We start from the raw sequence: 25,265 nt of genomic DNA on the forward strand, positions 1-25,265 counted from the left end.
AGTGCCGTAAATCCCCCAGGGTTTCGATTAAGCTGGTGAGCAATTGCTTACGCAATAACTTCCCAACGCTTGGTTTTCGACTTTGGTGCACATTCCTGAATACGGACGGCATCACCAATGTTGAATTGGTTTGTCTCATCGTGAGCCCGGTATTTTTTGGACTTACGGATCGTCTTCTTGAGAACCGGATGCTTGAAGCGACGCTCCACAGACACGGTTACAGTTTGTTCGTTTTGGTTCGAGGTTACGACCCCGGAAAGAATACGCTTAGGCATAGGTGTCGCTCCTTATTCAGCCGCTGCTGCGGCTTTTTCGGTCAGAATTGTTTTCACGAGGGCAGCCGAACGGCGCGCCTTGCGGATCTGAGCGGTATTTTCGAGCTGACCCGTGGCCTGCTGAAAGCGCAGGTTGAAGGATTCTTTCTTGAGGTTTGCCAATTCTTCGCGGAGCTGGTCCGGCGTTTTGGCACGCATTTCTTGGGCGTTCATATTCGCCTCTCCTTAATTCCTAGTGGCACTGGTAGGCGCCCGTTTCGGGGTGACCATCGGCCCAGTGGGTTATGTCAAAGCACACGACTCCCCTGACGGAGAATCTGCGCGATGACGCTCTATAGGGGATGCAATCACGCGGGGCAAGCGAAAGCTGAGGATTTATTGGGGTGCGGCGCCGCCAAAATCATAGCGCGCGCCCCTGCCTCGCTCTCAACCGAACACGCGGCCTTGAAACCACAGGATCGACGGGTAGGCGCAGATCCAGATCCAGAAGAAGCGGTTGAGACCAAAGAACAGCGCGTTGGACAGATGAAAGCTCGCCGCCACCAAAAGCCCTGCGATGAGGGCAAGCGGATGCAGGAGTGTGAGCGGAAAGGCCAGCTCGAACCCCATCACGCCCCATGACATCGCCCAGAGCGCACGCGGGCGCGCTGCCCATTCACGCAATCGCTCGGACACGGGGTAGGCGGAGAAACGGAACACATCGGTGAGCGCCGCACCGGAGCGCCATTCGGGTCGGATCACTTTGACGTAGCCCGACACGAAATAGGACAGGGTTAGTTGCGCCGCGAGATAGGCCACGGCCAGTTCGCGACCGCGCTCGGTCGGCGCGATGTGGTAGGCACCAAGACAGGCAATGATCAGCAGCGTCATTTTCGACGACCCGCCATTATACGGCCCCTGAAACCGGTGCAGCATCACAAGTTCAACGGCAAACAGCCCCGCAATCGATGCTCCCGCATTGCCCCCGAACAACAATGCAAGAGCGATGAGAACACGAATACCAAAGATGAGCCGCTCCATGCCCGCACGGGTCATATGCTCAGCGCTTTGTTGGATGACGGCAAGGGATAGCAACACCTCGGTGAGGCGCACGGTCTCAGACAGCGACAGGATCACGCTCACGGGTGGGCCTCATTTTGGCAGGCCATTTGGCGTAGGCGCGGGAGCGGCACAGGGTCGCTTTCATACTCGATGGTTTTGATAATCTGCGCCCCCTCTTTGTCGAGAAAGGCGACGCGAAATTGTAGTGACCCACGCGCCTGCGGCGCCACACCCGCCGCGATCAACGCATTGAGGCTGTCCACACTATGCGCTGACGGCGCGATGATCAGGCGCTCAGAGAGCGACACCAAATAAAGTGCCTCATTCCACCGCGGGTTCCACGCCATGCGGCGCAATTGCTTCGCAAACGGGATGCGGGCAGGGCGTGGACGGGCGTCTTGCCACAGCCCCCACTGCGCCCCCTGCCCCAATCGGAACTCGACACGCGGCGAGGCCTCTACCGTTTTAAAAAAGCTCCACGAGGGCATCAACGCGGGCAAGAGAAGATAAATCAATCGAAGCAAAGGCGCAGTCCGTTATTGAGTGTGTCGAGCGTGTATCGCAGGGGCAAATAGATGCCGAATGATTGCGAGACTAGGCGATTGTGCTTAAGACATTCTTGTCACGCGGCGGCGACCTTTGGTTGTCCACGCCTAATCCCGAGGGAAATCCCATGTCCGATATCGAAAGCCTCTTCGTCACCCGCCTGTACAAAGCGCGCCTCAACGAGGTCGGCGCGCAGATCAGCGAGGATGAGTTGTTCGACAGTTGCTATTCCATCGCAGAGGACGATGAGGCAGGGCAACAATGGTGTGAGGACAACAACTTCCCTGGCTATACATCCTATGCCTCTTTGACCGACCTGCCGTGGCGGTTCCCGATATTTAAGGACATCGTGGCGGCCCTCGACAAACATGTCGCGGCCTTTGCTCAGGATTTGCAATTCAACCTCGATGATCGCAAACTCGTTCTGGAAGACCTGTGGATCAATGTCCTACCCGAAGGCGCATACCACTCCGCTCACATCCATCCTCACTCGGTGATTTCGGGGACAACCTATGTGGCAATGCCCGAGGGCGCGTCTGCGCTTCGCCTCGAAGATCCGCGCCACGCGATGATGATGGCCGCTCCACCCCGCCTCAAAGACGCGCGACGCGAAATGCAAAACTTTATCTATCTGACACCCGAAGCTGGCGATGTTATGCTTTGGGAAAGTTGGCTGCGCCACGAAGTCGTCACGAACCAAAGCGAGTTCGATCGAGTAAGCGTGAGTTTTAACTATCGGTGGGGAGAATAGTTCAAAGAGTAATAGCTACAGTATTCGGCACTCGCATCTTCGGCTTTTCAGCGCCGCTCCAATAGCGCTTTTTCAATTCGATCAAGGCGGGCTGTGATGTCTTCGCGGTAGCTGTCAGTTGCTGCGTGCTCTTCCTCGGCATGCGCGTCTTGCATGGTAGAGACAATAAGGCCCACCACGAGGTTCATCACCGCGAAGGCTGTGATAAGGATAAAGGGTATGAAAAACAGCCATGCGTGCGGGTGATGCTCAATCACGGGGCGCACGATGCCCATGGACCAGCTTTCTAGCGTCATAACCTGAAAAAGCGTGTAAAGTGAGGCACCCAGTGTGCCGAACCATTCAGGAAAACTCGGACCGTAGAGTTTGGTCGCGATGACGGCACCGATATAAAAAATAATCCCTGTGAGTAGAAAGACTGAGGCCATGCCCGGCAACGCCATAACGAAGGCTTCGACCACGCGCCTTAGGCTTGGCACCACCGAAACGACCCGCAACAAGCGAAAGATCCGCAAGGCGCGCAAGACCGACAGGCCAGCCCCCGCAGGCACCAAAGATATGCCAACAATCGCAAAGTCGACAATATTCCATGGATTGTGGAAGAAACGGTGACCTTGCGCGTAGTGCTTCGCGGTCAATTCAATGACAAAGACCGTCAAGCAGAGTCTATCCAGAAAAAGGATCAATGGTCCTGCACGCTCCATAATGGTCGCGGAGGTTTCCATGCCGAGAATAACGGCGTTGAACAAAATGACCGCCATAATGAACTTGCGGGTGAACGGTTTGTCGAGAATGTCGGAAACGGTTGCGCGCATGTCGGCCTCTACGGGTCTGTTATGGGAGATATGCGTACAAAGGCGTGATGGTTCAAGGGCGCATCGTATAAAACAAAACCCCCACCGATAACTCGGCGGGGGTTCCTATTTTTTAGACCTTGGTAGCTAGCCAATCCGCTTTCGCAGATCGCACCGCCTTACCAGTCTTCGCGAACCACGGTACGGGTTTTAATCGGGAGCTTCATTGCGGCGAGGCGAAGAGCTTCGCGCGCGATGTCGTCCGATACACCGTCGATTTCAAACATGACGCGGCCTGGTTTGACCTTACATGCCCAATAATCCACGGAACCTTTACCCTTACCCATACGAACCTCGGTGGGTTTCGATGTAACGGGCAAGTCAGGGAAAATCCGGATCCAAACACGGCCCTGACGCTTCATGTGACGCGTCATGGCACGACGTGCAGCTTCGATCTGGCGTGCGGTTACACGCTCGGGCTGCATGGCTTTGAGGCCATACGTGCCGAAGTTCAGATCAGAACCGCCTTTAGCCTCACCGTGGATACGGCCTTTGTGGGCTTTGCGGAATTTAGTACGCTTTGGCTGAAGCATTGTTCAGTTCTCCTTAGCGACGGCCGCGGTCGCCGCGAGGCGCCGGACCAGCTTGGGCTTCTTCAGCGCGACGGTCACGAGCCTGAGGGTCGTGTTCCATAATCTCGCCTTTGAAGATCCATGTTTTAATACCAATGATGCCATAAGCCGTCATCGCCTCATACGGCGCGTAGTCGATGTCTGCGCGCAGTGTGTGGAGAGGAACGCGGCCTTCGCGGTACCATTCGGTACGCGCGATTTCTGCACCGCCGAGACGACCCGCAACGTTCACTTTGATGCCGAGGGCACCCATGCGCATTGCGTTTTGTACGGCGCGTTTCATAGCACGCCGAAAGGACACACGACGCTCGAGCTGCTGAGCGATGCTCTCGGATACGAGAGCAGCGTCAAGCTCGGGCTTGCGCACTTCAACGATGTTGAGGTGCAGCTCGGATGCTGTCATCGAAGCAATTTTCTTACGCAGAGTCTCAATGTCTGCGCCTTTTTTGCCAATGATGACACCGGGACGTGCAGTGTGGATCGTGACGCGGCACTTTTTGTGCGGACGCTCGATGATCACACGGCTAATGCCGGCCTGCTTGCATTCTTCCTTAACGAATTCACGGATCTTGAGATCTTCCAAAAGAAGATCGCCATAATCCTTTGTATCGGCGTACCAGCGGCTATCCCAGGTGCGGTTTACCTGGAGGCGCATGGCAATCGGGTTGACCTTATGACCCATTAGTTTTGCTCCTCAACTTGGCGCACCTTGATGGTGATTTCAGCGAACGGCTTCATGATCTTGCCGAAACGACCACGAGCACGCGGGCGACCGCGTTTCATGGTTAGGTTTTTACCGACCCAAGCCTCAGCGACGACGAGCTCGTCGACATCGAGGTTGTGGTTGTTCTCGGCATTCGCGATTGCGGACTGAAGACATTTCTTCACATCTGCGGCGATACGCTTGTTCGAGAACGTTAGGTCGATAAGAGCCTTGTCGACTTTCTTGCCACGAATCAACTGAGCCACAAGGTTCAGCTTTTGCGGGGAAACGCGAAGCATGCGAGTTTTCGCCATTGCTTCGTTGTCTGCCACGCGGCGGGGATTTTTATCCTTGCTCATGGCTTACTTCCGTTTCGCTTTTTTGTCTGCGGCGTGACCGTGGTAAGTGCGGGTAGGTGAATACTCGCCAAACTTCTGGCCAATCATGTCCTCAGAGACGTTGACGGGGATGTGCTTGCGGCCGTTGTAAACACCAAAGGTGAGACCAACGAACTGCGGCAGGATGGTTGAGCGACGCGACCAGATCTTAATGACCTCGTTGCGGCCCGACTCACGGGATTTTTCAGCCTTCTTGAGGACATAAGAGTCCACAAATGGGCCTTTCCATACAGAGCGTGCCATATTTTAGCGACCCTTCTTCTTAGCGTGACGCGAGCGAATGATAAGCTTGCTAGACGCTTTTTTCTTGTTGCGCGTTTTTGCGCCTTTGGTCGGCTTACCCCATGGCGTCACTGGGTGACGACCACCAGACGTACGACCCTCACCACCACCGTGTGGGTGATCGATCGGGTTCATAACCACACCACGAACCGATGGGCGCACGCCTTTGTGGCGAATACGACCAGCTTTACCAAAGTTCTGGTTAGAGTTGTCAGGGTTGGACACAGCACCAACGGTACACATGCATTCCTGACGGACCATACGAAGCTCACCCGAAGAGAGACGGATCTGAGCGTAGCCACCATCACGGCCAACGAATTGGGCGTAGGTGCCTGCAGCACGCGCAATCTGACCACCCTTGCCAGCTTTAAGCTCGACATTGTGGACGATTGTACCAATCGGCAGACCGGAGAACGGCATTGCGTTGCCCGGCTTCACGTCGGCTTTTGCAGATGCGATAACTTTGTCGCCTACAGCCAAACGCTGAGGAGCAAGGATATACGCCTGCTCACCATCTTCATACTTCACAAGCGCGATAAACGCGGTGCGGTTCGGGTCATATTCGATACGCTCTACGGTAGCGGATACGTCAAACTTATTGCGTTTGAAATCAACGATACGATAGAGACGTTTTGCCCCGCCGCCTCGGCGGCGTGATGTGATCCGTCCGGTGTTGTTCCGACCGCCTGATTTCGTCAAACCTTCAGTGAGGGATTTGACGGGGCGACCTTTCCAAAGCTCCGAACGGTCGATCAGAACCAACCCGCGTTGGCCAGGCGTAGTCGGTTTATACGACTTGAGTGCCATTCTTTCTGTCTTCCGTTTGCTCTGGGCCTTGTTGCGCTCTCTCGTGAGCGCGACCCGTTCCGTTTAGGCCCGAGTTATAAAACCCGTTCCGCACAAAATGGCCCACGCGACCGCCCGAATCGGGCAACCGTGGACCGCTTTCCATCCAAGATACTGAGGTAACAGTACTTTTTTGAATAAAACCGGCCCCCACTACATCAGCGGGGGCCGAGATTTCCGTCTCTCTATCAGAGACCTGTCGAGACGTCGATAGAATTGCCGTCTTCGAGCGTCACATAGGCTTTTTTAACGTCCTTACGTTTGCCGGCAGTGCCGCGAAAACGCTTGGTTTTACCTTTGGTGATCGCTGTGTTGACCGCTTTGACCTTTACACCAAAGAGCGTTTCGACCGCTTCTTTGATCTGCGGTTTATTGGCGTCGATCGCTACTTCGAAAACAACTGCACCGTGCTCGGACGCCATTGTTGCTTTCTCGGTGATGATCGGCTTGCGGATCACATCGTAGAGTTCTGCTTTGTTGGTCATTTCAAACGAGCCTCCAGAGCTTCGATACCTGATTTCGTGATCACGAGAGTGTCACGCTTCAGGATATCATACACGTTAGCGCCCATTGTCGGCAAAATGTCGATGCCAGCGATGTTCGCAGCCGCAGCTTTGAAGTTCGCATCAATTTCGGCACCGTCGATTACCAGAACGCGTTTCCAACCCTGCTCTTTGATCGCTTTAGCAAGCAATGCAGTTTTGGCGCCTGCGAGTTTCGCATCTTCCAGAACCACGAGATTGCCAGTTGCAGCTTTCGCAGACAGCGCGTGCTTCAGGCCAAGCTTACGGAATTTCTTCGTAAGATCGTGACCGTGTGAACGCGGGGTCGGGCCTTTGTAGATACCACCTTTACGGAAGATTGGCGCCTTGCGAGACCCGTGACGTGCGCCACCGGTGCCCTTTTGGCGATAGATCTTTTTGGTGGAGTAAGACACTTCCGAGCGGGTTTTCACCTTGTGAGTGCCGGCCTGTGCGTTGTTACGCTGCCAACGGACCACACGGTGCAAAATGTCGGCGCGTGGCTCAAGTCCGAAGAGTGCTTCGTCTAGATCCAAAGTGCCGGCAGTGCCGCCTTCAAGTTTGATTACGTCAAGTTTCATGCGTCACCTCCTTCAACCGGAGCGTCTGCGGCGGGAGCCTCAGAAACTGCAGCAGCGGCAGCAGATTTCAGACCGGCGGGAAGCGGCGCATTCTCAGGGAACGGCTTTTTCACGGCATCTTTAACTGTGACCCAGCCACCTTTGGAGCCGGGAACGGCGCCTTTAACCATGATCAAGCCACGGTCGGCGTCGGTACGGACAACCTGAAGGTTCTGCGTCGTCACACGGACGGCACCCATGTGGCCCGCCATCTTCTTACCTTTGAAGACTTTGCCCGGATCTTGACACTGACCAGTCGAACCATGCGAACGGTGAGAGATCGACACACCGTGAGTAGCGCGAAGGCCCCCAAAGTTGTGACGCTTCATCGCACCAGCAAAGCCTTTACCAATCGACGTGCCGGATACGTCAACAAATTGACCGTCAAAGTAATGTTCAGCGGAAATCTCTTCGCCAACGGCGATGAGGTTTGCCTCGTCTACGCGGAATTCTGCAACCTTGCGCTTGGGCGCAACGTTTGCAGCGGCGAAGTGACCGCGCATAGCTTTGGAGGTCCGCTTAGCTTTAGCGGAACCTGCACCGAGCTGAACAGCAACGTAGCCGTCTGTCTCGGTTGTCCGCTGAGCAACAACCTGTAGGTTTTCGAGTTGAAGAACGGTAACAGGAATCTGCTTTCCGTCTTCCATAAAGAGACGGGTCATGCCCACCTTCTTCGCGATTACACCAGAGCGCAACATATCTGATTGCCCCCTTATACTTTGATTTCGACGTCAACGCCGGCAGCAAGGTCGAGCTTCATCAGCGCGTCCACAGTCTGCGGTGTTGGGTCTACGATGTCGAGGAGACGCTTGTGCGTACGGATCTCGAACTGATCGCGGGATTTCTTATCAACGTGAGGGCCACGGAGAACCGTGAACTTCTCGATTTTGTTAGGAAGCGGGATCGGGCCACGAACCTGAGCGCCAGTGCGCTTTGCCGTGTTGACGATTTCCTGTGTCGACGCATCGAGGACGCGGAAATCGAATGCCTTCAGCCGAATGCGAATGTTCTGCGACATATGTCTGAGCCTTTCGCGGCTAAAAAGATTGAGAGGTCGAAATGGCACCATTGCCACCCCCACATCGAACCTAATGAAGCGGGATGCGAATCCCCCTTCGGGCGTTACCCCGTAGGGCAACCAGCGCCCTATACTAGGGTGTCGTGGCTATAGCAACAGTTTTCCTGAATTGCCTGTATTTATATCGGCCCATCACGCCCTCCTCGATACAAAAAGGCCCCGCGCATGCAGGGCCTTTTCTATTCGATCAATCGCGTAAGGGCGCTAAGCGCTCTTATTCGATGATTTTGGACACAACGCCGGAGCCAACTGTGCGGCCGCCTTCGCGGATCGCAAAGCGCAGACCCTCTTCCATCGCGATCGGTGCGATCAGCTCAGCGGACAGTTTCAAGTTGTCGCCGGGCATAACCATTTCCGTACCTTCGGGCAGAACACAAGTGCCTGTCACGTCGGTCGTGCGGAAGTAGAACTGTGGACGGTAGTTCGCAAAGAACGGCGTGTGACGGCCACCCTCTTCTTTGGTCAAAATGTAGACCTCAGCTTCGAACTTCGTGTGTGGCTTAACTGAACCTGGCTTAACCAGAACCTGACCACGCTCAACCGCATCACGGTCAACGCCGCGCAACAATGCGCCGATGTTGTCGCCAGCTTCACCGCGATCAAGCAGTTTGCGGAACATTTCAACACCCGTACAGATCGTTTTCGTGGTGTCTTTGATACCAACGATTTCGAGCTCGTCACCAACGTTGACAACGCCGCGCTCAACGCGACCCGTTACAACAGTACCGCGACCGGAAATCGAGAACACGTCCTCGATCGGCATCAAGAACGGCTTGTCAACCGCGCGTGCCGGTGTCGGGATGTAGCTGTCAACAGCTGCCATCAGTTTGCGGATCGACTCTTCGCCAATCTCAGGATCGCGACCTTCCATAGCCGCAAGCGCGGAGCCTGGGATCACAGGAATGTCGTCACCCGGGTAGTCGTAGGACGACAACAACTCACGGATTTCCATCTCAACCAGCTCGAGCAACTCTTCGTCGTCAACCTGATCAACTTTGTTCATGTAGACAACCATGTGCGGGATGCCAACCTGACGACCGAGCAAGATGTGCTCGCGCGTCTGTGGCATCGGGCCGTCAGCGGCGTTCACAACCAAGATCGCGCCATCCATCTGCGCCGCACCCGTGATCATGTTTTTTACGTAGTCCGCGTGACCAGGACAGTCAACGTGGGCGTAGTGACGGGCTTCCGTCTCGTACTCAACGTGGGCTGTCGAAATCGTGATCCCGCGTGCTTTCTCTTCCGGCGCGCCGTCGATCTGGTCGTAGGCTTTAAAGTCACCAAAGTACTTGGTGATCGCTGCCGTCAGCGTCGTCTTGCCGTGGTCAACGTGACCGATCGTGCCAATGTTCACGTGCGGTTTGTTGCGTTCAAACTTACCTTTAGCCATGATGGCCTCCTTAATAATGGGTTAGGGGAGCAGGATCCTGCTCCCCGAATGCTATTAGGCGAATTTCGCCTGAATCTCTTCGGAGATGTTCGAAGGTACCGGCTCGTAATGATCGAACTGCATCGAGAACTGCGCGCGGCCCGAAGACATGGAACGCAGCGTGTTGATGTAACCGAACATGTTGGCAAGCGGAACAAACGCATCGATCGCAATTGCGTTGCTGCGTGTGTCCTGACCCTGAACCTGCCCACGACGGGAGGTGAGGTCACCAATGATGCCGCCAGTGTATTCTTCTGGAGTAATCACTTCGACTTTCATGATCGGCTCGAGCATTTTCGCACCGGCTTTTTTCATGCCTTCGCGCATACACATACGTGCTGCAATTTCAAACGCCATGATCGAGGAGTCCACATCGTGGAACTTACCGTCGAGCAACTGAACCTTGAAGTCGATCACAGGGAAGCCCGCCAAAGGTCCGTTGTCCATCACGGACAAGATACCTTTTTCGACACCAGGGATGTATTCCTTTGGAACAGACCCGCCAACGATTTTGGATTCGAAGGAATAGCCTTCGCCCGGTTCGGTTGGAGAGATAAGCATTTTCACTTCGCCGTACTGACCAGAACCGCCAGACTGCTTTTTGTGCGTGTACGTGTGCTCGACTTCATGCGAAATCGTTTCACGGTAAGCCACCTGTGGCGCGCCAATGTTGGCTTCCACTTTGAACTCACGCTTCATGCGATCAACAAGGATGTCGAGGTGAAGCTCGCCCATGCCCTTCATGATTGTCTGACCGGATTCGATGTCAGTTTCCACACGGAAGGATGGATCCTCAGCAGAAAGACGCTGAAGTGCGATACCCATTTTCTCTTGGTCGGCCTTAGTTTTTGGCTCAACCGCGATCTCGATCACAGGCTCAGGGAACGTCATTGTTTCGAGAACAACAGGCTCGGATGGCGAGCAAAGCGTGTCACCCGTTGTTGTGTTCTTGAGACCACCCAAAGCAATGATGTCACCAGCGAATGCTTCGTTGATTTCTTCACGCTCGTTCGAGTGCATCATCATCATACGGCCAACGCGCTCTTTGTTACCCTTGGTAGAGTTGAGCAGGTTGTCACCTTTATTGAGCACACCAGAATAAATCCGTGTGAACGTCAGGGTGCCCACGAACGGGTCGTTCATGATTTTGAACGCAAGGCCAGAGAACGCCATATCATCGTCCGCGCGACGCGGGATGTTACGTGTTTCTGTCTCATCGCCAGGCTTAAAGCCCATGTAGTCGATGACGTCGAGCGGGCTCGGCAAGTAGTCGACAACAGCGTTGAGCAAAGGCTGGACACCTTTGTTTTTGAACGCGGAGCCGCCCAACACAGGAACGAACGACAGGTTCAAACATGCTTTACGGATCAGCGCGCGCAATGCTTTCACATCAGGCTCGGTACCCTCAAGGTAAGCTTCCATCGCTGCATCGTCTTGCTCAACAGCAGCTTCGACGAGCTTTTCGCGATATTCGGCAGCCATGTCAGCGAGGCTATCACGGATCGGTGCTTTGACCCACGATGCGCCAAGGTCTTCGCCTTCCCACAACCATTCTTCCATGGTTACGAGATCAACGAGGCCTTCGAGTTCTGTTTCTGCGCCGATCGGGAACGCCACCGGAATAGCGCGCGCGCCGCAACGGTTTTCGACCATCTCAACACACTTGAAGAAGTCGGCGCCGATTTTGTCCATCTTGTTGACGAAAACCATACGCGGAACTTTATAGCGGTCAGCTTGACGCCATACAGTTTCGGTCTGTGGCTCAACGCCAGCGTTCGCATCCAAAACAACGATCGCGCCATCAAGAACAGCCAAGGAACGCTCAACTTCGATTGTGAAGTCAACGTGGCCAGGCGTATCGATGATGTTCATGCGGTGCTTCAGCGAGTCTGGCTCGGTGCCAGTCTCGGTACGCTCCCAGAATGTCGTCGTTGCAGCGGAAGTAATTGTAATACCCCGTTCCTGCTCCTGCTCCATCCAGTCCATTGTCGCCGCGCCATCGTGCACTTCGCCAATGTTGTGTGATTTACCTGTGTAGAACAGGATCCGCTCGGAACAGGTGGTTTTACCCGCATCAATGTGCGCAATAATACCAAAGTTCCGGTAGCGTTCGAGGGGATAGTCGCGTGCCATATTGGTGCTTCCCTATTACCAGCGGTAGTGGCTGAACGCTTTGTTCGCGTCGGCCATCTTGTGCGTATCTTCGCGTTTTTTCACAGCGGAACCACGACCGTTGACTGCGTCAAGCAGCTCACCGGCAAGACGTTCTTCCATCGTGTTTTCGTTGCGACCGCGCGAGGCGGTGATCAACCAACGGATCGCGAGTGCTTCGCGGCGCTCAACACGCACTTCAACGGGCACCTGATAGGTGGCACCACCGACGCGGCGGGAGCGAACTTCGACCGAAGGCTTCACGTTTTCAAGAGCTTCGTGGAAAACCTCAATTGGGGCTTTCTTCAGCTTATCTTCGACGCGAGTCAGGGCGTTGTAAACAATGCGCTCGGCGGCAGATTTCTTGCCATCGATCATCAGGTTGTTCATGAATTTTGTCAGAACCTTATCGCCATACTTGGCGTCAGGCAGGACTTCGCGCTTTTCAGCGGCGTGACGACGGGACATACCAGTCTCTCCTTACTTAGGACGCTTAGCGCCGTATTTCGAACGACGTTGCTTACGGTCTTTGACACCTTGAGTATCAAGAACACCGCGGAGAATGTGGTAGCGTACACCTGGAAGGTCTTTTACGCGGCCGCCACGGATCAGAACCACGGAGTGCTCCTGAAGGTTGTGGCTTTCACCGGGGATGTAAGAGATGACCTCGAAGCCATTCGTCAAGCGCACTTTTGCAACTTTACGCATAGCCGAGTTCGGCTTTTTCGGGGTAGTGGTGTAGACGCGCGTACAAACGCCACGCTTCTGGGGACACTGCTCCAGATGCATGGACTTGGAACGCTTGACTTTAGGCTGACGCGGCTTGCGGATCAGCTGCTGAATCGTTGGCATGGGCTTTTCCCGTTCCTAACTCATGTGCTGCCTCGACATATGTCGAGACGGTGAAAATTCGAAGCGTCACACGAGGTTCGCATAACGCAAAACGCCGCAATCGTTTCCATTCCGAGGCAAACGACGCGGTGAGTTCGCAGAGGACCAACACCGATTAAGTGGTGCAAATCTTGATCACTACAATTTAGAATTCGACACGTTCAGGGATTGCCCCCTCTAGTCGGATTGAGCGCCGTATATGGAGAGTCGGCTTCCTTGTCAACAGGCGCTCAGGGGCGCGGTCTCCGACGTCCCAACTGTGCCTCGCGAAACACCGTGAATATACCCGTTCCCGCAATGATCGCAGCCCCCAGCAACGACCACGTGTCAGGCCATTCGTCAAAAAACACCTGACCCAAAATAAGCGCGGTAACCACCGACGTATATCGAAAAGGTGCCGTGGCGGTCATGTCCCCAACCCGCATCACAACAATAGAACAAACATAGCCGATGATCAAAAACGCGCCCGCGGCAACGATGCCAAAAACGAGCGGCATCGTCATCGGTGCCCATGTCACCACCATTGATGCAGCGCCCGCGCACGCCGTCACAAAAAGAACAGTTGTTATTGCGATGGTCGCGGTAGGCACCTGATCAGACATGGCGCGCACACACATATCGCGTCCTGTGATAAAGAAAACGGTCACAAAGGCCCAAATTGACGCGCCATTGAAATCACCACTCCCCGGCTTGACGATCAACAGCGCCCCCAAAAAGCCAACTAGAACAGCAACGGAACGCCGCCACCCTAGCGGATCGCGGAACACCACAAACCCCGCAAGCACAATCACGAGAGGTACCATTTGTTCAATCGCCACAGCATTGGCGAAACTCATGCGCGTCACCGCGTACAAAAATGCAAACGCTGCACCCGTTTCACAGGCCGCTCGTGCCAACACTAAACCCCGATCACGGGTCGACAGGTCGAAACGCGGCGCACCCAATAAGCACACAACTATGGTCGACACCAAAACCACATTGACTAGACCGCGCAGAAAGATCGCCTGCATGAGTGGGATATGCCCAAGCACAGCCTTCATGATCGAGTCATTGATCGTAAAGGCGACCATGCCACAGACCATGATAAATGCAGCTCTCGTAGACGAAGATTGTTGGGTCATTAGCATAGCTACCTAAATTTCATGCCTGATGCGCTATCATTGCCCCCGCCCCTTGGAAAGGGATTTACATTTAGGACCGACACAGATGAAGTGGTCACAAAGAGGCCCGCTCACCATGCGATACACCGTAGCAGCAACAGTTCGAAACGAAGGGCCATTCCTATTGGAATGGCTGGCTTGGCAAAAGATGCTCGGCTTTGACGATGTGTTGTTCGTGCATAACGACTGCACAGATCATTCGACCGAGCTAATGCGCGTTCTTGCCGATGCAGGATGGTGTCTTGAACAAGAACACTTTCCCGAGGACACGCCCCCAGTACGCTCTGGTTTGGACGCTATGCGCGCCCATGACGTTATGCGATCGACCGACTGGCTCTTCATCTGTGATGTCGATGAATACCTCATCCCAAAGGTTGGGAACCGCACCATAGCGGCGTTTTTGAACGGAAAGGAAACGCAATTTGCGGGCGTGGCCGTCCAATGGAAAGTGTTCGGGACATCTGGCCTGATCCTCTATGATGATACGTTTTTGCACCGGACCTTTACGCGCGGGGCAAGAACCAAGAGCCATCCAAATGCATTTTTCAAAAGTTTCTTGTATCAGCCGCTGCGCTTTCAAAAATTTTCTCCGCACTCGCCGCGTGGCATGACCCTTGATGGCGACTGGAGCAAGGCGCCGACCAACTGGGGACGGGCGAATGGGCGGCCGTTCGAGCTTGACCCCAATGGCGAACACCGGCAACGCACCAAGCGTCCGTTCATCACGCATGACGGCGCACAACTCAATCACTACGTTACAAAGTGGATTGAAAGTGTGGATTTCAAAATGGGGAACGTATGTCCGCTACGAAAAGGCGATGTTCCGCGCTACAGCGAAGAATTTTTTGATATTCACGATCGCAATGACGAGTATGACGGCAAGGCTTTGCGGTTCGATGACCGCTTTGATACCGTCTACGCGCAGATAACGGCCGTGCCGCGCGTTCTGGAACTGCACCACTTGTGTTGCGCCGACTATATCAAGGCTATTCACGACAAACGCGGATCAAATGTGAATGATGACCCGCGCTACCGTGCTCGCCTAACACAGGCCAAAAACGCAGCAATGTGACGCAAAGGCCAAGCCGCAATGCAAAAGGGCCCCGCACTGCGGAGCCCTTTTCTATTTTTGATATCACGTATTTTACGCGTCGTCGCCCTCGGGGGTCTCGATCGGTGCGGCGTCCATGACGTCGACTGAGACATCCTCAGATGGAGCCGCGAGTGCGGCTGCCGCTTCGGCTTCAATACGAGCACTCTCCACCACTGCACCATCGCGGTCCGCAGCAATTTTGCGCACGCGCATCGTCGCGCCACCGGTACCGGCAGGGATTAAACGGCCAACGATAACGTTCTCTTTGAGACCGACAAGCTTGTCGCGTTTACCCTGTACAGACGCTTCCGTGAGAACACGCGTTGTCTCTTGGAAAGAGGCCGCAGAGATAAACGAGCGGGTCTGAAGCGATGCCTTCGTGATACCAAGCAAGATTGGCTGACCTTTAGCAGGACGACCACCTTTGCTTTCAGCTTTCGCGTTGGCTTCTTCAAACTCGATCTTGTCGACGTTTTCGCCTTTGAGAAGTGTGGTATCACCGCTTTCGAGGATCTCCCATTTCTGCAACATTTGACGCACGATCACTTCGATGTGTTTATCGTTAATCTTCACGCCCTGAAGACGGTAAACATCCTGAACCTCGTTGATCATGTAGTCAGCCAAAGCCTCGACACCCATAATGGCAAGAATATCGTGCGGCGCGGGGTTACCGTCCATCAGATACTCACCCTTCTGGATGAAGTCGCCTTCGCCCACTGGGATGTGCTTGCCCTTAGGTACCATGTACTCGACCGGCTCCATCGACTCGTCTGCAGGTTCGATGGAAATGCGACGCTTATTCTTGTAGTCGCGGCCAAAGCGCACGTAACCGTCAATCTCCGCGATGATCGCGTGATCTTTCGGACGACGTGCCTCGAAGAGTTCAGCAACACGCGGCAAACCACCGGTAATGTCTTTCGTCTTCGCGCCTTCGCGTGGAATACGTGCAACAACGTCACCCGCTTTGATGTCTTGACCATCTTCGATGGACAAAATTGCATCTACAGACATCAGGTAGGTAACTGGATTGCCGCCATCATTGCGCATTGGCTCGCCATCATCGCCCAAAATAAGGACCTCAGGCTTGAGATCACCACCTTTGGGAACAGAGCGCCAATCGGACACGATTTTCTGCGTCATACCCGTTGCATCATCGGTCACATCACGCACCGACAAGCCAGAGATGAGGTCGACGAACTTCGCCTTACCCGCCTTTTCTGCGATGATTGGGAGCGTATAGGGATCCCACTCAAACAGTTTGTCGCCACGCTTGATCGTATCGCCTTCTTTGATGAAGACCTTTGTGCCGTAACCAAGCTTGTAAGACGCACGCTCGGCGCCATGCTCGTCAACCAATGCCATAGACATGTTGCGACCCATGACGATGTTCTCGCCGTGAACGTTTTCAAGTAGGTTAGGGTTGGTAAAGACAACCTTACCTTCTTGGTTGGCTTCTTGGAACGACTGTTGGCCACCCTGTGCAACCCCACCAATGTGGAATGTACGCATGGTCAACTGTGTGCCCGGCTCACCGATGGACTGTGCGGCGATAATGCCGACAGATTCACCTTGGTTCACCATGGTGCCGCGTGACAGGTCACGACCGTAGCACATGGCGCAAACGCCCTCTTCGGCCTCACAGGTCAATGGGGAACGGATGCGCATGGATGCAACACCGGCCTCTTCGACTAGATCAGCTTTGCGCTCGTCGATGAGTTCGTTCTTGGCCAAAAGCACTTCGTCTGTGCCTGGTTTGAGAACTTCATCGGCGGAGACGCGACCGAGGATACGCTCGGCCAGCGAGGATACCACTTCGCCATCGTTCACAGCCGCTTCAGCGGTGATCGCGATGTCGGTGCCACAATCGACCTGACGGATAATGCAGTCTTGTGCAACGTCCACGAGGCGGCGTGTGAGGTAACCGGAGTTCGCTGTTTTAAGCGCGGTATCGGACAGACCCTTACGGGCACCGTGTGTCGAGTTAAAGTACTCAAGAACGGTCAGACCTTCTTTAAAGTTCGAGATAATCGGTGTTTCGATAATCTCACCAGAAGGTTTCGCCATCAGGCCGCGCATGCCGCCCAACTGTTTCATCTGTGTGACCGAGCCACGCGCACCGGAGTGGGCCATCATGTAAACCGAGTTCGGTTCCATTTCGGCGCCATTCTCGTCGCGCTTGCTTGCCGAAATCGTCGACATCATGGCTTCGGTGACTTTGTCGTTACACTTCGCCCAAGCATCGACAACTTTGTTGTACTTCTCGCCCTGAGTGATCAGGCCGTCCATGTACTGTTGTTCGAAATCTTTGACGAGGCCACGGGTCTCATCGACCAATGTCCACTTGGTGTCGGGGATCACCATGTCGTTCTTGCCGAACGAAATGCCGCCCTTGAACGCTTCGCGGAAACCCAAGGTCATGATCTGATCACAGAAAATCACGGACTCTTTCTGACCACAGTAGCGGTAGACAGTGTCGATGACTTTTTGCACGTCTTTCTTGCGCAGCAGCGTGTTGACCAAGTCAAACGGTGCCTTTGCGTTCAGCGGCAACAGGCCACCAAGGCGCAAGCGGCCCGGCGTGGTGTCGAACAAAACAGCGACTTCCTGACCGGTTTCGTCGATCTGTGGAATACGCGCTTTGATCTTCGCGTGCAGGTGCACTTCGCCAGCGTTCAAGGCGTGCTCTACTTCTTCGATATCAGCAAAGATCATGCCCTCACCGACCATGCCCTCACGTTCCATCGTGACGTAGTAGAGACCCAAAATCATATCCTGTGACGGAACAATGATTGGCGCGCCGTTGGCGGGCGACAGAACGTTGTTCGTGGACATCATCAAAACGCGGGCTTCAAGCTGTGCCTCAAGAGAGAGCGGCACGTGAACAGCCATCTGGTCACCGTCGAAGTCGGCGTTAAACGCGGAACACACGAGGGGGTGAAGCTGAATGGCTTTGCCTTCGATCAGCGTGGGTTCGAACGCTTGGATCCCGAGACGGTGAAGCGTGGGTGCACGGTTCAACAGAACGGGGTGCTCGCGGATCACTTCGTCGAGGATGTCCCAGACTTCGGGGCGCTCTTTTTCAACGAGTTTCTTCGCCTGTTTCACGGTCGAGGAATAGCCTTTGGCCTCCAGACGCGAATAGATGAACGGCTTGAACAATTCGAGCGCCATCTTTTTGGGCAGACCACACTGGTGCAACTTCAACTCGGGACCGGTCACAATGACCGAACGACCGGAGAAGTCGACGCGTTTGCCCAAAAGGTTCTGGCGGAAGCGACCTTGTTTCCCCTTCAGCATGTCGGAGAGCGACTTCAACGGACGCTTGTTGGCACCGGTGATGACGCGGCCACGACGGCCGTTGTCGAACAGGGCGTCGACGGATTCTTGCAACATACGTTTCTCGTTGCGCACGATGATATCGGGCGCTCGCAGCTCGATGAGGCGCTTGAGACGGTTGTTGCGGTTGATCACACGACGATAGAGATCGTTGAGGTCGGAGGTCGCGAAACGACCACCATCAAGCGGCACAAGAGGACGAAGCTCTGGCGGGATCACGGGAACCACGGTGAGGATCATCCACTCGGGACGGTTGCCGGATTCAAGGAAGCTTTCAACGATCTTCAAACGCTTGATGATCTTTTTGGGCTTCAATTCGCCAGTCGCCTCTTTGAGATCTTCGCGCAGTTGCTCTGCGGCGGACTCAAGGTCGATGTTCGACAACATTTTACGGATCGCTTCGGCGCCGATGTCGGCCTCGAATGCGTCCATGCCATAGATGTCTTGCGCGTCCATGAACTCCTCTTCGGTCATCATCTGACCGTAGGTGAGATCGGTAAGACCCGGCTCAATTACAACATAGTTTTCAAAGTAGAGCACACGCTCAAGATCGCGCAGCGTCATGTCGAGCATGAGGCCGATACGGCTTGGCAGTGATTTCAAGAACCAGATGTGTGCAACAGGCGCGGCCAGTTCGATATGGCCCATACGCTCGCGACGCACCTTCTGGAGGGTAACTTCGACACCACATTTCTCGCAGACAACGCCGCGATATTTCATGCGCTTGTATTTGCCGCACAGGCATTCATAGTCTTTGATCGGGCCAAAGATACGCGCACAAAACAGACCGTCACGCTCGGGTTTGAACGTGCGGTAGTTGATGGTTTCGGGCTTTTTGATCTCACCGTAGGACCACGACAGGATGCGCTCGGGCGATGCGAGAGAGACCTTGATCTCGTCAAACGTCGACGGCTGCGCCAGCGGGTTGAACGGGTTGGTTGAGAGTTCCTGGTTCATATTATGAGTTCCTCATACGGTTGCGGAAGGGAGAGAGGGATAAGAGCCGAAGCCCTTATTCCTCATCCTCCGCATCCAGGAGTTCCATGTTCAGGCCGAGGCCACGGACTTCTTTGACAAGCACGTTGAAGCTTTCGGGGATCCCCGCTTCAAAGTTGTCTTCGCCCTTGACGATCGACTCGTAGACCTTGGCACGACCTGCAACGTCATCCGATTTGACTGTAAGCATCTCTTGCAGCGTGTATGCCGCGCCATATGCTTCCAGTGCCCAGACTTCCATCTCACCAAAGCGCTGACCACCGAACTGCGCCTTACCACCGAGCGGCTGCTGGGTGACGAGCGAGTATGGACCCGTGGAACGGGCGTGGATTTTGTCGTCCACAAGGTGGTGCAGTTTGAGCAGGTATTTGACGCCAACGGTGACTTTACGTGCGAATTGCTCGCCCGTACGGCCATCGAAGAGCACCGATTGTGCAGAGGTGTCGAAACCGGCGCGCATCAATGCGTCGTCGATATCGGCCTCTTTCGCACCGTCAAAGACAGGTGTTGCAATCGGAACACCGATCGCGGTCACGTTCGATGCCGCTTCGAGCATCAAATCGTCATCCATGCTTTCAAAGCCTTCGGCGTACACGTCATCGCCGTAGACGAATTTGAGCGCGTCACGCACAGGAGTCATATCGCCGGAACGACGGTATTCCTGAAGCGCTTCGTCCACTTGAATACCAAGCGCACGGGACGCCCAACCCATGTGTGTCTCAAGGATCTGACCGACGTTCATACGCGATGGCACGCCGAGCGGGTTGAGACAGAAATCGACGGGAGTACCATCGGCAAGGAACGGCATGTCTTCCATCGGAACAACGCGGGAAATAACACCTTTGTTGCCGTGACGACCGGCCATTTTATCACCTGGCTGAAGCTTGCGCTTCACGGCGATAAAGACTTTGACCATCTTCATCACACCGGGTGGAAGATCGTCACCGCGGCGCACTTTCTCGACCTTGTCTTCAAAGCGGTGCTCAAGCGCACGTTTTTGAACATCGTACTGGCCGTTTAGCGCTTCGACGATTTGCGCATCAGCTTCACCCTCGAGGGCGAGTTGCCACCATTGACCTTTGGATAGCTGCGACAGCAAGTCCTCATCAACAACCACATTGGCTTTCACACCTTTGGGGCCTTTGACGGCAGTTTTGCCGAGCAACTGCTCTTTGAGACGGGCGTAGATGTTGCGATCAAGGATCGCCATCTCGTCGTCACGGTCGCGGGCGAGGCGTTCGATTTCCTCACGCTCGATCTGAACCGAACGCTCGTCTTTTTCGACGCCGTGACGGTTAAAGACGCGCACTTCCACGACTGTACCGTAGTCACCGGGCTTCACACGCAACGAGGTGTCGCGCACGTCGGAAGCTTTTTCACCAAAGATGGCGCGCAGGAGTTTTTCTTCCGGCGTCATCGGGCTTTCGCCCTTTGGTGTAATCTTACCCACAAGGATATCGCCGGGCTCAACGTGAGCACCGATATACACGATACCGGCTTCGTCGAGGTTGCGCAGGGCTTCCTCGCCAACGTTCGGAATATCGCGGGTGATTTCCTCTGGGCCGAGTTTCGTATCGCGGGCCGCGACTTCGAATTCTTCGATGTGAACCGATGTGAATACGTCGTCACGCGCGATGCGCTCGGAGATCAGAATGGAGTCTTCGTAGTTGTAGCCATTCCAAGGCATAAACGCGACGATCACGTTTTTACCCAGAGCCAGCTCGCCCATATCTGTGGACGGACCGTCAGCGATAACTTCGCCTTTACCAACAGCTTGGCCTACTTTGACCAATGGACGCTGGTTGATACAGGTGTTTTGGTTGGAACGCTGGAACTTACGCAGACGGTAGATGTCCACACCAGCATCGCCAAGACCTAGATCAGACGTGGCGCGTACAACGATACGCGTCGCATCAACTTGGTCAATGATACCAGCACGAGCGGCTTGGATCGCAGCACCAGAGTCGATAGCAACTTTGCCTTCCATACCGGTTCCCACCACAGGCGCTTCAGCACGCAACAAAGGCACAGCCTGACGTTGCATGTTAGAACCCATGAGAGCGCGGTTGGCGTCATCGTTTTCAAGGAACGGGATAAGCGCCGCAGCAACTGAGACCAGCTGTTTTGGCGATACGTCGATCAAATCCACGTTTTCAGGCGGGTTGAGCGCGTGCTCGCCCGACTGACGTGTGGATACGAAATCGTTGGTAAAACGGCCGGTTTCGTCGAGCGATGCGTTGGCCTGAGCCACAGTGTGACGCATCTCTTCGGTTGCGGACATGTATTGAACTTCGTCAGTCACCTGACCGTCAACAACGCGACGGTATGGTGTCTCGATGAAGCCGTACTTGTTCACCCGTGCAAAGGTCGCGAGCGAGTTGATCAAACCAATGTTCGGACCCTCGGGAGTCTCAATCGGACACATACGACCGTAGTGCGTGATGTGAACGTCACGGACCTCAAAGCCTGCACGTTCGCGCGTCAGACCACCTGGCCCAAGCGCGGAGAGGCGGCGCTTGTGCGTCACTTCGGAGAGCGGGTTGGTTTGGTCCATGAACTGCGACAGCTGTGAGGAACCGAAGAATTCGCGAACGGCAGCCGCCGCAGGTTTCGCATTGATGAGGTCTTGCGGCATGACCGTGTCGATCTCAACGGACGACATACGCTCTTTAATCGCGCGCTCCATACGCAACAGACCAACGCGGTATTGGTTTTCCATCAATTCGCCAACAGAACGCACACGACGGTTGCCGAGGTGGTCAATGTCGTCGATGTCGCCACGACCGTCACGCAATTCAACAAGTGCTTTGATACACTTGACGATATCGTCACGATCAAGCGTACGCTGCGTGTCTTCTTTATCGAGAGCAAGACGCATGTTCATTTTCACACGGCCAACCGCGGACAGATCATAACGTTCGCCATCAAAGAACAGGCTATCAAAGAGATTGCCTGCCGCTTCAACGGTGGGCGGCTCGCCCGGGCGCATCACGCGGTAGATGTCCATGAGCGCGGTTTCGCGGTTCATGTTTTTATCTACAGCAAGCGTGTTGCGGATGTAGGCACCCACGTTCACGCCATCGATATCAAGAACCGGAAGGTCCGTGACACCTGCGTTTTGCAGATCGAACAAAGTACCGCCAATAACGTCACCGTCTTTGTCGTACTCGAGCGTCAACTCGTCGCCAGCCTCGATATAAATCGCGCCGTTGTCTTCGTTGATGATGTCTTTAGCGATGTAGCGACCAACGATGTTGTCGTAGGGAACGAGCAACTCGGTGATTTCACCACTATCGATAATCTGTTTGACCTTGCGAGGGGTCATCTTCTCGCCAGCTTTACAGATCAACTCACCTGTAGCTGCGTCGACCAGATCGAATGTCGGACGCGTTCCGCGTACACGCTCAGGGAAGAACTTGGTCACCCAACCTTTGTTCTTCTCAAGCTTGTAATCAACGGTTTCGTAATACGCGTCACAAATGGACTCTTGATTGAGGCCCAGAGCGTACAACAAGGTTGTAACAGGAAGCTTGCGGCGACGGTCGATGCGCGCAAAGACAACGTCTTTGGCATCAAACTCGAAGTCCAACCAAGATCCACGATACGGAATAATGCGGCAAGCGAATAGCAATTTGCCCGACGAGTGGGTTTTGCCCTTGTCGTGGTCAAAGAACACGCCAGGCGAACGGTGCATCTGGGACACAATCACGCGCTCTGTGCCGTTAACGACAAACGTGCCGTTCGGCGTCATGAGTGGCATATCGCCCATGAACACGTCTTGCTCTTTGATGTCCTTAACGGACTTCGCGCCTGTATCCTCATCCACATCAAACACGATAAGGCGCAAAGTGACTTTGAGCGGTGCGGAGTATGTCATGTCGCGCTGCTGACATTCTTCGACATCGTATTTGGGAGTTTCCAGCTCGTATTTTACGAACTCAAGCACGGACGTCTCGTTGAAATCCTTAATCGGGAAGACCGACTGGAAAACGCCTTTGATCCCTTCGCCGTCGAGAGGCTCGGGCGCATCGCCGGAGTTCAAGAACAGGTCATAGGATGCCTTTTGAACCTCAATGAGGTTCGGCATTTCGAGAACTTCACGGATTTTGCCGTAATACTTGCGGAGCCGTTTCTGGCCGAGGAAGGTCGAAGCCATTCGCGTCTTTACCTTTCGAATTTTCGAGAGCCACATATACCGGTGGGCGCCGGCGCATGTACCCTTACGAAACGAAGCTGTCCGGTCTATTCCTGCATTCGTCCCACCGAATGCTCCCGACCATGGACCCTTCTTAGAAAGCGTCTTCCCACGGACATCCGAGGCAGGCGCTTACTGAGAGGGGTATCTTAAGGTTTTGCAGCCCCAAGACAGGTTCGGCTGGACCCCGAAATTCGGGATCCAGCCTTTTGTTTTGATGCCCCGAAAGGGCAATATCGCTTAGGCGACCTCGACGGTTGCGCCAGCTGCTTCCAGCTTGCCCTTAACGTCTTCAGCTTCGTCCTTGGACACGCCTTCTTTGATTTTTCCGCCAGCTTCAACGAGCTCTTTGGCTTCTTTGAGGCCCAGGCCAGTGATGGCGCGAACTTCTTTGATGACGTTGATTTTGGAGCCACCAGCATCTTTGAGAACGACGTCGAATTCTGTCTTCTCTTCTGCTGCAGCACCACCAGCGTCGCCGCCACCGGCAACCATTACGGCGCCGCCAGCTGCTGGCTCGATGCCGTATTCGTCTTTGAGGATTTCTTTCAGCTCTTGAGCTTCGAGAAGGGTGAGACCTACGATCTCTTCTGCAAGTTTCTTCAGATCAGCCATTGTACTGTTTCCGTTTAGTTAAAGGTGTGTTCCAGCGGGTGTTTGACAACCCACGCAGATACAAAAGATTGCTTAAGCAGCCTTTTCCTCGATTGTGGAAAGGATACTCGCGATATTCGAAGCGGGTGCGCCAATCGCGCCGGCGATGTTGGAAGCAGGTGCCCCAATGCAGCTCGCGATTTGAGCAAGAAGCTCGTCGCGCGAAGGCATTTTGGAAACGCGTACAACACCAGCAACGTCAAGACCTTCGCCACCCATAGCACCACCGAGAATTTGAAGCTTCTCGTTGGTTTTAGAAAATTCCACAGCAACCTTAGCGGCCGCAACGGGATCTTCAGAATAGGCGAGGACTGTCATGCCGTTGAGAAGGTCGCCAACAGGTGCGTTGGGCGTGCCTTCCAAGGCGATTTTAGCAAGCCGGTTCTTGGCAACGCGAACTGCACCACCTGCGTCACTCATACGAGCGCGCAAATCTTGCATTTCAGCAACCGTAAGACCTGCGTAGTGTGCTACCACGACCACGCCAGAGCTTTCAAAGATCTGGCCGAGTTCGTCGACCACTTTTTCTTTTTGTGCTCTATCCACAGTTTTACTCCAAGTATGGAGGGTTTCCCCTCCGGCTCATTGTACCGGATCTCTCCGGCGGTTCGGTCCTTGTTTACGGGAACGTCACCGCCGTAAGCTCACGGGAGCTCTTGGCTAAATGGCCTATCCCGTCTCAGGCAGGAAATTATGGACCCAAATGGGACCACCCACCGTCTCGGACGAAAGCAAAAACAGCGCACGACGAATCTCACGCTGGTTGCAATCTTGTCTCTAAAGAGAAACGGCGCAGCGCGCAAGGGCTACACACGCGCGCTACGGACAAGTATTCGGCGCGAAAAAAGGCGCCCCAATCTGGAGCGCCTTCAT

The 25,265-nt window shown here is 54.5% G+C and carries 25 protein-coding genes; 2 read left to right on the forward strand and 23 right to left on the reverse strand.

Annotation, left to right across the window (positions count from 1 at the left end; all coding sequences use genetic code 11):
• Positions 1 to 47: 47 nt before the first annotated feature.
• The 4 genes from rpsQ to IMCC12053_RS07130 all read right to left on the reverse strand — a co-directional run bounded on the left by rpsQ (position 48) and on the right by IMCC12053_RS07130 (position 1,840).
• Positions 48 to 275, reverse strand: a complete 228-nt coding sequence (rpsQ, locus tag IMCC12053_RS07115) for a 30S ribosomal protein S17 (protein ID WP_062217269.1) — start codon at positions 273 to 275, stop codon at positions 48 to 50.
• A gap of 12 nt (positions 276 to 287) precedes the next feature.
• Entirely contained in the window at positions 288 to 488 is a 201-nt protein-coding gene (gene rpmC, locus IMCC12053_RS07120) for a 50S ribosomal protein L29 (RefSeq protein ID WP_062217272.1), read from the reverse strand.
• A gap of 213 nt (positions 489 to 701) precedes the next feature.
• Positions 702 to 1,397 carry an HTTM domain-containing protein gene (locus IMCC12053_RS07125; RefSeq protein WP_236852570.1) on the reverse strand — a complete coding sequence of 232 codons (696 nt, stop codon included), beginning with the start codon at positions 1,395 to 1,397 and terminating at the stop codon, positions 702 to 704.
• Positions 1,394 to 1,840, reverse strand: coding sequence for a hypothetical protein (locus tag IMCC12053_RS07130; protein ID WP_062217274.1), 447 nt, complete (start codon positions 1,838 to 1,840; stop codon positions 1,394 to 1,396). Before IMCC12053_RS07130 ends, IMCC12053_RS07125 begins: the two co-directional genes overlap by 4 nt.
• A 149-nt stretch (positions 1,841 to 1,989) precedes the next feature.
• On the opposite strand from IMCC12053_RS07130, the gene IMCC12053_RS07135 reads away from it, so the two are divergent.
• The gene (locus IMCC12053_RS07135; protein WP_062217283.1) at positions 1,990 to 2,613 is read left to right on the forward strand and encodes a TIGR02466 family protein; all 624 of its coding nucleotides are present in this window, start codon (positions 1,990 to 1,992) and stop codon (positions 2,611 to 2,613) included.
• 47 nt (positions 2,614 to 2,660) lie between these two features.
• On the opposite strand, the gene IMCC12053_RS07140 is transcribed toward IMCC12053_RS07135, so the two are convergent.
• The 15 genes from IMCC12053_RS07140 to IMCC12053_RS07210 form a co-directional block, all read right to left on the reverse strand.
• Positions 2,661 to 3,428: an ion transporter gene (locus IMCC12053_RS07140; RefSeq protein ID WP_062217286.1), complete on the reverse strand. Its 768-nt coding sequence runs from the start codon at positions 3,426 to 3,428 to the stop codon at positions 2,661 to 2,663.
• Between the two features lie 158 nt (positions 3,429 to 3,586).
• Positions 3,587 to 4,000 (reverse strand): 50S ribosomal protein L16, encoded by a 414-nt coding sequence (gene rplP, locus IMCC12053_RS07145; protein ID WP_062217289.1) that lies wholly within the window; start codon positions 3,998 to 4,000, stop codon positions 3,587 to 3,589.
• Between the two features lie 13 nt (positions 4,001 to 4,013).
• On the reverse strand, positions 4,014 to 4,721 hold the full coding sequence (rpsC, locus tag IMCC12053_RS07150) for a 30S ribosomal protein S3 (RefSeq protein ID WP_062217292.1): 708 nt from the start codon (positions 4,719 to 4,721) through the stop codon (positions 4,014 to 4,016).
• On the reverse strand, positions 4,721 to 5,101 hold the full coding sequence (gene rplV, locus IMCC12053_RS07155) for a 50S ribosomal protein L22 (protein ID WP_062217298.1): 381 nt from the start codon (positions 5,099 to 5,101) through the stop codon (positions 4,721 to 4,723). The genes rpsC and rplV overlap by 1 nt, the downstream gene beginning before the upstream one ends.
• A gap of 3 nt (positions 5,102 to 5,104) precedes the next feature.
• Entirely contained in the window at positions 5,105 to 5,383 is a 279-nt protein-coding gene (rpsS, locus tag IMCC12053_RS07160; RefSeq protein ID WP_062217302.1) for a 30S ribosomal protein S19, read from the reverse strand.
• Between the two features lie 3 nt (positions 5,384 to 5,386).
• Positions 5,387 to 6,229, reverse strand: coding sequence for a 50S ribosomal protein L2 (gene rplB / locus IMCC12053_RS07165; protein WP_062217305.1), 843 nt, complete (start codon positions 6,227 to 6,229; stop codon positions 5,387 to 5,389).
• Between the two features lie 227 nt (positions 6,230 to 6,456).
• Positions 6,457 to 6,753 carry a 50S ribosomal protein L23 gene (locus IMCC12053_RS07170; RefSeq protein ID WP_062217309.1) on the reverse strand — a complete coding sequence of 99 codons (297 nt, stop codon included), beginning with the start codon at positions 6,751 to 6,753 and terminating at the stop codon, positions 6,457 to 6,459.
• Positions 6,750 to 7,370 (reverse strand): 50S ribosomal protein L4, encoded by a 621-nt coding sequence (rplD, locus tag IMCC12053_RS07175; protein WP_062217312.1) that lies wholly within the window; start codon positions 7,368 to 7,370, stop codon positions 6,750 to 6,752. Before rplD ends, IMCC12053_RS07170 begins: the two co-directional genes overlap by 4 nt.
• Positions 7,367 to 8,107 carry a 50S ribosomal protein L3 gene (rplC, locus tag IMCC12053_RS07180; RefSeq protein WP_062217315.1) on the reverse strand — a complete coding sequence of 247 codons (741 nt, stop codon included), beginning with the start codon at positions 8,105 to 8,107 and terminating at the stop codon, positions 7,367 to 7,369. Before rplC ends, rplD begins: the two co-directional genes overlap by 4 nt.
• Positions 8,108 to 8,121: 14 nt before the next feature.
• The gene (gene rpsJ, locus IMCC12053_RS07185) at positions 8,122 to 8,427 is read right to left on the reverse strand and encodes a 30S ribosomal protein S10 (RefSeq protein ID WP_062217318.1); all 306 of its coding nucleotides are present in this window, start codon (positions 8,425 to 8,427) and stop codon (positions 8,122 to 8,124) included.
• 274 nt (positions 8,428 to 8,701) lie between these two features.
• Positions 8,702 to 9,877: an elongation factor Tu gene (gene tuf / locus IMCC12053_RS07190; protein WP_062217321.1), complete on the reverse strand. Its 1,176-nt coding sequence runs from the start codon at positions 9,875 to 9,877 to the stop codon at positions 8,702 to 8,704.
• Between the two features lie 54 nt (positions 9,878 to 9,931).
• Entirely contained in the window at positions 9,932 to 12,049 is a 2,118-nt protein-coding gene (gene fusA, locus IMCC12053_RS07195) for an elongation factor G (protein ID WP_062217324.1), read from the reverse strand.
• Between the two features lie 15 nt (positions 12,050 to 12,064).
• Entirely contained in the window at positions 12,065 to 12,535 is a 471-nt protein-coding gene (gene rpsG / locus IMCC12053_RS07200; RefSeq protein WP_062217327.1) for a 30S ribosomal protein S7, read from the reverse strand.
• Between the two features lie 12 nt (positions 12,536 to 12,547).
• Positions 12,548 to 12,919: a 30S ribosomal protein S12 gene (gene rpsL / locus IMCC12053_RS07205; protein ID WP_005621086.1), complete on the reverse strand. Its 372-nt coding sequence runs from the start codon at positions 12,917 to 12,919 to the stop codon at positions 12,548 to 12,550.
• Positions 12,920 to 13,188: 269 nt separating this feature from the next.
• Positions 13,189 to 14,079, reverse strand: a complete 891-nt coding sequence (locus IMCC12053_RS07210) for a DMT family transporter (RefSeq protein ID WP_074906174.1) — start codon at positions 14,077 to 14,079, stop codon at positions 13,189 to 13,191.
• Between the two features lie 115 nt (positions 14,080 to 14,194).
• On the opposite strand from IMCC12053_RS07210, the gene IMCC12053_RS07215 reads away from it, so the two are divergent.
• Positions 14,195 to 15,190 (forward strand): glycosyltransferase family 2 protein, encoded by a 996-nt coding sequence (locus IMCC12053_RS07215; protein ID WP_169775307.1) that lies wholly within the window; start codon positions 14,195 to 14,197, stop codon positions 15,188 to 15,190.
• 72 nt (positions 15,191 to 15,262) lie between these two features.
• Here IMCC12053_RS07215 and rpoC read toward each other — a convergent pair whose 3' ends face one another.
• The 4 genes from rpoC to rplJ all read right to left on the reverse strand — a co-directional run bounded on the left by rpoC (position 15,263) and on the right by rplJ (position 24,938).
• Positions 15,263 to 19,504, reverse strand: coding sequence for a DNA-directed RNA polymerase subunit beta' (gene rpoC, locus IMCC12053_RS07220; protein WP_062217336.1), 4,242 nt, complete (start codon positions 19,502 to 19,504; stop codon positions 15,263 to 15,265).
• 55 nt (positions 19,505 to 19,559) lie between these two features.
• Positions 19,560 to 23,699 (reverse strand): DNA-directed RNA polymerase subunit beta, encoded by a 4,140-nt coding sequence (gene rpoB, locus IMCC12053_RS07225; RefSeq protein ID WP_062217339.1) that lies wholly within the window; start codon positions 23,697 to 23,699, stop codon positions 19,560 to 19,562.
• Positions 23,700 to 23,978: 279 nt separating this feature from the next.
• Positions 23,979 to 24,353, reverse strand: coding sequence for a 50S ribosomal protein L7/L12 (gene rplL / locus IMCC12053_RS07230; protein WP_062217343.1), 375 nt, complete (start codon positions 24,351 to 24,353; stop codon positions 23,979 to 23,981).
• Between the two features lie 72 nt (positions 24,354 to 24,425).
• Positions 24,426 to 24,938: a 50S ribosomal protein L10 gene (gene rplJ / locus IMCC12053_RS07235; protein WP_062217347.1), complete on the reverse strand. Its 513-nt coding sequence runs from the start codon at positions 24,936 to 24,938 to the stop codon at positions 24,426 to 24,428.
• Positions 24,939 to 25,265: the final 327 nt, after the last annotated feature.

This window comes from Celeribacter marinus (assembly GCF_001308265.1).
Lineage (GTDB): Bacteria > Pseudomonadota > Alphaproteobacteria > Rhodobacterales > Rhodobacteraceae > Celeribacter > Celeribacter marinus.

What these genes read in the sequence shown, in the direction of transcription:
- rpsQ (WP_062217269.1), bottom strand. Translation starts at nt 275, where the DNA reads ATGCCTAAGCGTATTCTTTCCGGGGTCGTAACCTCGAACCAAAACGAA.
- rpmC (WP_062217272.1), bottom strand. Translation starts at nt 488, where the DNA reads ATGAACGCCCAAGAAATGCGTGCCAAAACGCCGGACCAGCTCCGCGAA.
- IMCC12053_RS07135 (WP_062217283.1), top strand. Translation starts at nt 1,990, where the DNA reads ATGTCCGATATCGAAAGCCTCTTCGTCACCCGCCTGTACAAAGCGCGC.
- IMCC12053_RS07140 (WP_062217286.1), bottom strand. Translation starts at nt 3,428, where the DNA reads ATGCGCGCAACCGTTTCCGACATTCTCGACAAACCGTTCACCCGCAAG.
- rplP (WP_062217289.1), bottom strand. Translation starts at nt 4,000, where the DNA reads ATGCTTCAGCCAAAGCGTACTAAATTCCGCAAAGCCCACAAAGGCCGT.
- rpsC (WP_062217292.1), bottom strand. Translation starts at nt 4,721, where the DNA reads ATGGGTCATAAGGTCAACCCGATTGCCATGCGCCTCCAGGTAAACCGC.
- rplV (WP_062217298.1), bottom strand. Translation starts at nt 5,101, where the DNA reads ATGAGCAAGGATAAAAATCCCCGCCGCGTGGCAGACAACGAAGCAATG.
- rpsS (WP_062217302.1), bottom strand. Translation starts at nt 5,383, where the DNA reads ATGGCACGCTCTGTATGGAAAGGCCCATTTGTGGACTCTTATGTCCTC.
- rplB (WP_062217305.1), bottom strand. Translation starts at nt 6,229, where the DNA reads ATGGCACTCAAGTCGTATAAACCGACTACGCCTGGCCAACGCGGGTTG.
- IMCC12053_RS07170 (WP_062217309.1), bottom strand. Translation starts at nt 6,753, where the DNA reads ATGACCAACAAAGCAGAACTCTACGATGTGATCCGCAAGCCGATCATC.
- rplD (WP_062217312.1), bottom strand. Translation starts at nt 7,370, where the DNA reads ATGAAACTTGACGTAATCAAACTTGAAGGCGGCACTGCCGGCACTTTG.
- rplC (WP_062217315.1), bottom strand. Translation starts at nt 8,107, where the DNA reads ATGTTGCGCTCTGGTGTAATCGCGAAGAAGGTGGGCATGACCCGTCTC.
- rpsJ (WP_062217318.1), bottom strand. Translation starts at nt 8,427, where the DNA reads ATGTCGCAGAACATTCGCATTCGGCTGAAGGCATTCGATTTCCGCGTC.
- tuf (WP_062217321.1), bottom strand. Translation starts at nt 9,877, where the DNA reads ATGGCTAAAGGTAAGTTTGAACGCAACAAACCGCACGTGAACATTGGC.
- fusA (WP_062217324.1), bottom strand. Translation starts at nt 12,049, where the DNA reads ATGGCACGCGACTATCCCCTCGAACGCTACCGGAACTTTGGTATTATT.
- rpsG (WP_062217327.1), bottom strand. Translation starts at nt 12,535, where the DNA reads ATGTCCCGTCGTCACGCCGCTGAAAAGCGCGAAGTCCTGCCTGACGCC.
- rpsL (WP_005621086.1), bottom strand. Translation starts at nt 12,919, where the DNA reads ATGCCAACGATTCAGCAGCTGATCCGCAAGCCGCGTCAGCCTAAAGTC.
- IMCC12053_RS07210 (WP_074906174.1), bottom strand. Translation starts at nt 14,079, where the DNA reads ATGACCCAACAATCTTCGTCTACGAGAGCTGCATTTATCATGGTCTGT.
- IMCC12053_RS07215 (WP_169775307.1), top strand. Translation starts at nt 14,195, where the DNA reads ATGCGATACACCGTAGCAGCAACAGTTCGAAACGAAGGGCCATTCCTA.
- rpoC (WP_062217336.1), bottom strand. Translation starts at nt 19,504, where the DNA reads ATGAACCAGGAACTCTCAACCAACCCGTTCAACCCGCTGGCGCAGCCG.
- rpoB (WP_062217339.1), bottom strand. Translation starts at nt 23,699, where the DNA reads ATGGCTTCGACCTTCCTCGGCCAGAAACGGCTCCGCAAGTATTACGGC.
- rplL (WP_062217343.1), bottom strand. Translation starts at nt 24,353, where the DNA reads ATGGCTGATCTGAAGAAACTTGCAGAAGAGATCGTAGGTCTCACCCTT.